Source organism: Flagellimonas sp. L-11 (assembly GCF_056857735.1).
The window spans coordinates 1-2266 of sequence record NZ_JBSXNR010000045.1 but is presented as its reverse complement, the minus strand read 5'-3'; the positions used below and the strand labels follow the sequence as shown (position 1 = coordinate 2266).

Genomic DNA, 2266 nt, shown 5'->3' with positions numbered 1-2266 from the left:
CTGATTTGGGCCGAGTTCACCCCATTCTCTTTTTGATTACTACCAAAGTTATCCATAAAATAAAGGACAAAGATTTAGTGCGATGACCAACTATTAGGAATCAACAATGACGGTTCTTAAATGGAAATCTAATCTAAAGGATTTGGGTTCAATATCTCATATAAAGGTCTGTTGCTGCTCAAAAGACAAAGGATAAAGCCTTCCTTTATCCCTTTGGTAAATCCCTCATGCTCCATCAACAGTTTAATATCGAACAAGTCCCTTGGATGCTGTCTGTCCAAAGCGGCACATATCTTACCTCCATAAAGTTGGGACAGTGAAACCACAGTAATGGCGGCAAATGCATTAAATTCATCCTGTGCCCTTTGACAGAGCATCATTTCTTTTGGAGTTTCCAAAACGCCCCTATTGGCCTGATTGACCTCCAATTTTATCTGGGCAGAAGGGGTTGAGATCAAAAGCTTCAGTATTTTTTCATCAAGGGTTATGTGTACCTTGGGTACAATGGACGCTATATTTGCCTTTATACGTTTTAACGCTGCTATAATTTTTGACAACGAGGTGGCCCTGTCCTCGATAGGCATATAGGTGATGTCCAAGTCCACGGAGAGTCTGGGCATTTCCCTTACAAAAAGATTGATTGCCGTACCACCATGCAATGCAAAATCTGCTTCCTTGGCCACTTCGGGCAATACCTGTAACAAAAGTGCTACCTGTATTTTATAAACTTCCTTTATTTCCATTAATCCTCCAGTTCTTTAGGTACCGTTATCCTATATTTGGAATTATACACCCCACCTTCCCTGACGAAGGCACGTTTACCACTCCCAAGATGTACCTGTTCGGTATCAACATAGTCAAACCAACGATGATTGGCCTTTTCTGCCATATAAAGGAACAACCGTTTCACTTTTATGGATGTGCACTTTTCCAGTAAAAGTTGGACCTGTTTGGGCCTGAGATTGTTCATTCCCTCCATGACTTCATAACATTCCAATAAGGAATGGACCCTCGGGGTCAAATAAAGACATTCCAATAGGGCCCTTTCCGGATTGGCCACTTTTAAGGTAAACGTTTTGTGAGGTATCGATGTCAATCCTATATCGTAAGGAAGAAAAGAGGTGTGTATCGGGGTTATCCTGTACCCCCAGTCATGATTCAAAAACCAGGACGGAAGCGTACTATTGTTCCCGCAAAACAAAAACAACTGTTGTACATTCAAATCCAAGTAATGGGCCCTGCCCTGCAAGGCCAAAGCGGTCTTTCCTCCCAGATGCACTGGCACCCCACCTTGCTGCTGTAAGGTATATAAAGCTCCCTCGTAACCCACTTTATCCCCGGTTCTGATCATTGCGCCGGAACCTATAGAGGTCAACCAGTTACTGCTCTTGTACCTCCGTAAAAGGTCATGGCTATACCCATGTTCCACAAGCCATGAAGACAGAAATACCGTCCCTGACGGCTGTGATTGCAAGAGTTGGTTTATTTTTATTCTATTTTTAGTACTCATAGTACTAATTTAGTATTTTTTTTAAACCAAGACAAAGAATAGTTTGTTTTAATTGATATTTTGGTACTTATAGTACTAAAAAAAGTATGTTTTTAAACTATTCTGAATATACTGTGAATACTATACGGAAGGTCCAGCCTCCAGCTTTCTTCACGGCTCTGCTTGTAAATGTCCAAGAACTGTCGTTTGGTATGATTGGACTTGCAACATAAAAATGATCAATAGGGGAAATGTTATTGATAGCAAACCCCAAGACAAGTTTGACTTATTTTGTATACTCAGGTTTGTTTATTCAAAAAACCCCTGATAGGCCTTGGGCTTGGCCTATAGGTACATGTGGGCAGTACTGCCGTTTCGTAGTGTTCGGCAAAGTCGGCGAACACCTCGTTGACCTTGGGCTCGTAACGGCTGCTCTTGGTAACCGCCGACTTAAGGTTGTCGGGCACCAAGGCCTTTGGTACGCCGCCGTAGAACCATAGTGCGTTCTCGGTGCAGCGGATGAAGTCCTCCAGTTTTTGGCTTGCACAGGCCTCTACATAAGTGTATTGGCTGCTACCGAGTATACGCACGAACACCTCCAGTTCCTTCAGTTCACCGGTGTCCCTGTCAACAATATGGAGTTTCTTTCCCGTGAAGTCTATAAAGAGCTTGTCGCCGGCCTTGTGCTCCATGTGCATTACCGGAGAGGTCTCCTTGCGCCATTCGGCGTACCAATACTTGAACTGTGAGAGCTTGAAGCCATCGGGGTGCTTGGCA

Annotated in this window: 3 protein-coding genes; all 3 read right to left on the bottom strand. The window is 43.5% G+C overall.

Annotation, left to right across the window (positions count from 1 at the left end; translation table 11 throughout):
• Nucleotides 1-128: 128 nt before the first annotated feature.
• Nucleotides 129-743: a nucleotidyl transferase AbiEii/AbiGii toxin family protein gene (locus AC13CC_RS07090; protein WP_482875568.1), complete on the bottom strand. Its 615-nt coding sequence runs from the start codon at nt 741-743 to the stop codon at nt 129-131.
• Nucleotides 743-1510: a type IV toxin-antitoxin system AbiEi family antitoxin gene (locus AC13CC_RS07085; protein WP_482875567.1), complete on the bottom strand. Its 768-nt coding sequence runs from the start codon at nt 1508-1510 to the stop codon at nt 743-745. Before AC13CC_RS07085 ends, AC13CC_RS07090 begins: the two co-directional genes overlap by 1 nt.
• 278 nt (nt 1511-1788) lie before the next feature.
• Nucleotides 1789-2266 (bottom strand): DDE-type integrase/transposase/recombinase (locus AC13CC_RS07080; protein ID WP_482875566.1); only part of this gene is annotated, 478 nt, incomplete at its 5' end.

What these genes read in the sequence shown, in the direction of transcription:
- AC13CC_RS07085 (WP_482875567.1), bottom strand. Translation starts at nt 1,510, where the DNA reads ATGAGTACTAAAAATAGAATAAAAATAAACCAACTCTTGCAATCACAG.
- AC13CC_RS07090 (WP_482875568.1), bottom strand. Translation starts at nt 743, where the DNA reads ATGGAAATAAAGGAAGTTTATAAAATACAGGTAGCACTTTTGTTACAG.